Consider the following 6,247-nt stretch of genomic DNA (forward strand, 5'->3'; position numbering starts at 1 on the left):
GCGGTCCCCCTTGTCGGTCGGCGGTCGTACCGCCGAAGCGCGTCACCCACTCTTGTTCATCAGGCCCTGGGGAGGGGCCTCACCCATGAACAGATCACCACATCGGCACCTCACACCGGACGGCCGCCCAGCCGCAGTCAAGCGCGGTCGGGCACGCCGAGCTCTGACGCTCGTCTTCGCGGTGGCGACCGTCGTGATGACCGCGGGACCGGCCTCGGCGGCCGGCACCGACACGACCAGCTTCGGTACCGCGGTGAACCTCGACGACAACGGCCGCGGCAGCTCCGCCGTCGCGATCGGCGATCTCGACGGCGACGGGACACCGGACCTCGTGACGGTGATCCGCGCCGAGGGCCTCGGCGTGTTCCTCGGCTCGGGCGGCGGCTTCGGCGCGGTGACGAAGTACGCGGCGCCGCGCACCGCGTCGAGCGTCTTCCTCGGCTCGGCGGTGATCCGCGACGTCAACGGCGACGGCCACGCGGACGTCATCAGCCAGGACTCGCGCGGCAACGTCGCTCTGGTCTGGCTCGGCGACGGCTCCGGCGCGCTCGGCGCCGGAGCAGCGGTGCGGCTCAACCCGACGTCCGGGTGCGACACCACGGGCGACAACCCGTGTGTCGCGCGCTTCCCGACCGGCGTCGCCGTGGGCGACCTCGACGAGGACGGCAAGCCGGATCTCGCGACGTCCGACGCGAACACGGACAACGTCTCGGTCGTGCTCGGCCACGGCGACGGCACCTTCGGCACGGCGACGCAGTACGGACTGGGCGGCGGCAACCCGCAGGACATCGCGGCCGCCGATCTCAACGGCGACGGCCATCTGGATCTCATCACGTCCAACTCGTCGACCGGCACGCTCTCCGTGCTGTCCGGCGACGGACACGGGGGCTTCGGCACGGCGTCGAGCGTCCCGGCCGGTGTGACACTGCCGTCCAGGATCAAGCTCGCCGACGTCGATGAGGACGGCCAGCCGGACGCCGTCGTCGTGGCGCCCGGCTCACCGGGGCGCGTCGCTGTCCTGCTCGGCGACGGCGCGGGTGGGTTCGGCACCGCGAGCGTACTGTCGGCGGGGACGAACCCCAGCTCCGCGTCGGTGTCCGACCTGAACGGCGACGGCCACGCCGACCTGGTCGTCTCCAGCGCCGATACGGACGAGGTCCTGGTGCTTGAGGGGAACGGCACCGGTGCGTTCGGCAGCCCGCTCGCCTTCGGGCTGAACGGCGGCAGCAGCCCACAGGCCACAGCGGTGGCCGACCTCGACGGCGACGGGCGTCCCGATGTCGCCACGGCCAACAGCAACAGCTCGGCGGCGTACGTCGACGACGCGTCGGTGCTGTTCAACACGACGAACCGGCCGCCGACGGCCGCGAACGAGTCGTACAGCCACATCGGGGCGGACACCCCGCTCGTCGTCGATGCTCCCGGGGTCCTCGGCAACGACACGGACGCGGACGGCAACACACTGACGGCGTCGGTCGTGACCGGCCCCGCGCACGGCACCCTCACGCTCGGCCCGGACGGCTCGTTCAGCTACCAGCCCGCCGGTGCCTACGTCGGGAGCGACAGCTTCACGTACAAGGCGACGGACGGCACGGACGACTCGAACGTCGCGACCGTGACGCTCGGCGTCTCGGCCGGCTGCCACGGTCTCGCCGCCACGATCACCGGCAACGGGGTCGTGACCGGCACGAGCGGCGCCGACGTGATCGTGACCGGCAACGGGAACGACAGTGTCAGCGGCAACGGCGGCAACGACACCATCTGCGCGTTCGGTGGCAACGACGCCGTGTCGGCCGGCGGCGGCGCCGACCACGTCGACGGCGGTCCTGGCAACGACGCCATCAGCGGCGGTGACGGCAACGACGTGATCCATGGCGGGGCCGGTGACGACGCGCTCTCCGGCGGCGCCGGAAACGACGTCGTGGTCGGCAGCGCGGGCGGCGACACGCTCTCCGGCGGCAACGGCACGGACGTCTGCGCCGGCGACGACAACGGCGGCCCGACGCTTCCGGGCACGGATTCGATCGCGGCCGGCGGCTCCTGCGAGACCGTCGTCGAGGTGCCGTAGCCGACGGGCCGTTTCCGGCGGCCGCCCGTCAGACCCTGACGTGGGGTCGCCGGCCCGGCGACCGTGACGACCCGCGCGACGGTGACGCGGACGGCGAACGTGACGTCAGCCGGCCTTGACGGCCGGCCGCGTCGATTCGGCGTCGACGGCGTCGAGGAGCCGCCGCGCGGCGCGGACGTGCTCCAGCCGCCAGGCGTAGATCGCGCGGGTGAGGTGGTTGCCGGCCTGTTCCTTGGCGCGCAGCGACTTCTCGATCCCGTCGATGACGACCCGTTGACGTTCGACCAGGCAGGCCGGGCTGGCGCCGCGACGCTGGAGGAGCAGCAGCTTGCTCGTGAGGTCGGCGCGGACGTCGCGCAGGTGGGCGACGGGTTCGCTGAGCCACCGGTTGACGGCCGTCTTCGCCGAGCGGGTGGCGGCGTAGATCATGCGCTGCGGTCCGCGATCGCTCTCCTCGGCGCCGACCGCCGTGATGAGTCCGCGCTCGACCAGCCGGGTGATCGACCGGTAGACCATGGGGCGCGAGATGTACCAGAACTCACCGATTTCCGTGCCCTCCGCGGTGAGGGCCGCGATGGCGAAACCGTGACTGGGTCGTTCGGCCACGAGTGCGAGCACAATCCACTCGGCCAGTGGCAGATCAGGTTGTTCCATGGTAACTAGGGTAGGCGGTCGCCGGTGTTGATCGCGCTGTCGGCCGGACCCGGAGCCGAAAAGGCTGGAATAGGCGCCAGATACCTGGAAAACGGACCGATCGGTCCGTTGCGGTCCGCCGGTTGCCGGCAGCCGTCAGCCTGCCGTCGCGTACAGGCCGCTCACGCTCTCGTACCAGTGGACGACAGGCGCGCCGACGAGGAGGGCGGCGACGGCGCCCGCGGCGAGGAACATGCCGAACGGGAGACGGGTACGGCGGGTCGCCCGCCCCGCCGCCATGAGCACGAGGCCCACCAGCAGCCCGGCGGCGCTGCCGGCCAGCAGGGCGAAGACGAGATACCACGGACCGAGCCAGCCAAGGCCGGTGCCGAGCAGCCCGGCCAGGCGCACGTCGCCGAACCCGAGCCAGGCGGGCCGCACCCGGTGCAGGGCGAGGAAGACGGCGAACGCGCCCACTCCGCATGCCGCGGTGACCCCGAGCCGATGCCACTGGCCGGTGACCGCCGCGGCCGCGAGCAGACACCCGGCGGTGAGCCAGAGTGTCGGGTAGATCAGGCGCCTCGGGAGCAGGAACTGTTCGGCGTCACAGGCGGCCAGGGCCAGTAGTCCGGCGGTGAACACCAGTGCGGCCGGCAGCATTTCGGACCGGCCGAAGCGCAGCGCCTCGGCAAGGAACAGGATCGCGGTGAGCGCTTCCAGGAGCGGGTAGCGCACGGGGATGGGGGCCCGGCAGGCGCGGCAACGGCCGCCCAGCAAAAGCCAGGACACGAGGGGGATGTTGTCCCGGGCCGCGATCGGCGTGGCGCATCGGGGGCAGGCGGAGCGGGGCCGCACGACCGAGCGGCCGGCCGGCACCCGGGAGACGGCGACGTTGAGGAACGACCCCACGACGAGCCCCAGCAGGCCGATGATCAGGGCGAGTTCGGGTGGCATGACCGGACCCCCGCTTCCCGTATCAGGTGCAGGGGCTCGATGCGTCCTTCGGCGTGATCTCGTACGTGGCGCCTCCCGCCGGGACGTCGACGGCGTACCAGGCGGAGGCGTTGGACAGGAAGCCACCGTCCACCAGTTCGGCCATGGTGCCGTACTTGCCGCGGCTGTCGGCGGCGAAGTACGCCTCTTCCGCGGTCTGGATCGTGGACTTGTCGGTCTTGCACGCCGAGCCCTGGCCCTTGTCGTTGATGCCCCGGACGGAGAAGACGACGATGGCGGACAGGATGCCGAGGATCACGATGACCACGAGCAGCTCGATGAGCGTGAAGCCGGCGTCCGTCGTCTCGTTCGGTTCACGCGTTCGCCGGCGCAACTTGCCCTGCAGGTAGGTGAACATTCTTCTCCATCCACGGCGGCCGGTGCGAGCGGAATCGAGCGATAGTAACGCCTTGACTATTCAGCGATAGACTACGTAGCGGGCGATGGACTGACAAGGGTCGACTCCGACGCTTGCCCCGAAGTCGGGGCGGATGACAGCATGATGACGTCCCGTAGTACATGGCTGACTAATCAACAGATGACTGCACTGCGGCTACGCGAAAGGGGTGGGGTTCCTTGGCGAATCGCCGGCTTCTCCGGCGCCGCGCGGCGACGACAGGCCCTGAAGGCGAGGACGGTGCCCTGCCCGGCGGAGCGCGGGGCCCGGCGCCGTCTCCGTCTCCGGAGCGGGACCCGGCTCCGGCTCCGGCTCCGGCTCCGGCTCCGGCGGGCGAACCGCCCGTCAGCGACGCGGCGTTCGGCGCGACACGGTCTCCGACCGCCGGGCAGCAGCGGCCGCGCATCGGTGAACTGCTCGTCCAGCACGGGCTGTTGACCCCGGCGCAGGTGGACGAGGCGCTCCTGCAGCAGTCGGCGTCGGGCAAGCGGCTCGGCGCGCTGCTGGTCGAACTCGGCATGGTCGACGAGCGGTCACTGGTCGAGGCGCTGTCGGTTCAACTCGGTTTCCCCGTAGCCGACTTGCGTCAGAGCGAGCCCGATCCCGAGGCAGCCGCCCGGGTGCCGGAGGCACTGGCCCGTTCGCTGGGCGTCGTCGCGGTACGGCGGGCCGAGGGCACGCTGCTGATCGCGGCGGGCGACCCGGGTGACCCGCGCGTACTCGACGAGGTCGGCCGGGCCGTCGCGCCGGACCGGGTGCGGCTGGCGATCGCGGCCCCCTCGGACATCCGGCGCTCGATCGACAGCACCTACCGGGCGCTGGCCGGCGTCGGCAGCCTGGTCGAGGCGTTCGAGGCGACCGAGACCGGCCGCAGCGCCGGCTCCGGGGCCAGGGTGGTGAGCGAGGACGCGCCGGTCGTGCACCTGGTCAACCTCATGCTGACCCAGGGCCTGCGCGACCGGGCCTCGGACATCCACGTCGAACCGCACGCCGACCGGGTCCGGGTCCGCTACCGCATCGACGGCGCGCTGCACGACGTGCTGAGCCTGCCGGAGAGCATGGGGCCGTCCCTGGTCAGCCGGATCAAGATCATGGCCAACATGAACATCGTCGACCGGCGGCGCCCGCAGGACGGGCAGCTGTCCACCGAGATCGACGGCAGGTCGGTCGACATCCGGGTCGCGACCAGCCCCACCATCTGGGGCGAGAAGGCGGTGCTGCGGCTGCTCGACAGCAACCGCACCCTGTTCCGGCTGGCCGAGCTCGGCATGCCCGCCGCGACGTACGAAAGGTTCCAGTCGCTGCTGCGCTCCCCGTACGGCATGGTCGCCTGCGGCGGACCGACCGGCAGCGGCAAGACGACCACCCTGTACGCCACGCTCGGTGAGCTGAACCAGAGCGAGCGCAACATCACCACCATCGAGGACCCGGTGGAGTACGTGTTCCCGTCGGTCAACCAGATCCAGATCAACGAGCAGGCGGGCATCTCGTTCGCGACCGGGCTACGCTCGATCCTCCGGCAGGACCCCGACGTGATCCTGGTCGGCGAGATCCGGGACGCCGAGACGGCGCGGATCGCGGTCGAGTCCGCTCTCACCGGCCACTTCGTGCTGTCGTCCATCCACGCCGCCGACGCCTGCTCCGCGCTGCACCGGTTCACCGACATGGGCATCGAGCCGTTCCTGATCACCTCCACGGTCGCCGGGGTGGTCAGCCAGCGGCTGGTCCGGCGGATCTGCGACCAGTGCCGCGAGCCCTGCCGGCCGGGCGTGGACGAACTGGCCTTCTTCGCCAAGGCCGGCGGGCCGGCCGACATCGAGTTCTGGCAGGGCCGGGGCTGCAACTTCTGCTCCCGGACCGGCTACCAGGAGCGGATCGGCGTCTTCGAACTCCTCGTGATGAGCGACGCGGTCAAGCGCCTGCTCGTCGAGAAGGCACCGATCGACAGTCTGCGCAGGGCCGCCCGCGAGCAGCACATGGACACCCTCCTGGACGGAGGCGTCCGCCTGGTGGAGGAGGGAGTCACGACCATCGCCGAGATCATGTCCAGCGTGTACGTGGTCTAGGGGGTGTCTCGTCGATCAGGCCGGATCAGGGAGCGGCGTCTGGTGCCGTGCGTCGCAAGGCGGAGGAGGGAGTCGATGCGGAGCATCGGC

At 71.3% G+C, this 6,247-nt stretch carries 5 protein-coding genes; 2 read left to right on the forward strand and 3 right to left on the reverse strand.

The window, feature by feature from the left end:
- Positions 1–181: 181 nt before the first annotated feature.
- Positions 182–2,068 carry an FG-GAP-like repeat-containing protein gene (locus tag AB0898_RS22635; protein WP_366804762.1) on the forward strand — a complete coding sequence of 629 codons (1,887 nt, stop codon included), beginning with the start codon at positions 182–184 and terminating at the stop codon, positions 2,066–2,068.
- A gap of 105 nt (positions 2,069–2,173) precedes the next feature.
- Here AB0898_RS22635 and AB0898_RS22640 read toward each other — a convergent pair whose 3' ends face one another.
- From AB0898_RS22640 to AB0898_RS22650, 3 genes are all read right to left on the reverse strand, one after another.
- The gene (locus AB0898_RS22640) at positions 2,174–2,722 is read right to left on the reverse strand and encodes a PadR family transcriptional regulator (protein ID WP_366804763.1); all 549 of its coding nucleotides are present in this window, start codon (positions 2,720–2,722) and stop codon (positions 2,174–2,176) included.
- Between the two features lie 135 nt (positions 2,723–2,857).
- Positions 2,858–3,655, reverse strand: a complete 798-nt coding sequence (locus tag AB0898_RS22645; protein ID WP_366804765.1) for a prepilin peptidase — start codon at positions 3,653–3,655, stop codon at positions 2,858–2,860.
- A gap of 22 nt (positions 3,656–3,677) precedes the next feature.
- The gene (locus tag AB0898_RS22650; RefSeq protein ID WP_366804767.1) at positions 3,678–4,052 is read right to left on the reverse strand and encodes a prepilin-type N-terminal cleavage/methylation domain-containing protein; all 375 of its coding nucleotides are present in this window, start codon (positions 4,050–4,052) and stop codon (positions 3,678–3,680) included.
- Between the two features lie 473 nt (positions 4,053–4,525).
- Between AB0898_RS22650 and AB0898_RS22655 the strand changes: the two genes are divergently transcribed.
- Complete coding sequence (locus AB0898_RS22655; RefSeq protein ID WP_366804768.1) at positions 4,526–6,157, forward strand: GspE/PulE family protein; 1,632 nt, start codon at positions 4,526–4,528, stop codon at positions 6,155–6,157.
- Positions 6,158–6,247: the final 90 nt, after the last annotated feature.

Origin of the sequence: Streptomyces sp. NPDC005435, from assembly GCF_040703155.1 — a bacterium.
Classification (GTDB): Bacteria; Actinomycetota; Actinomycetes; order Streptomycetales; family Streptomycetaceae; genus Streptomyces.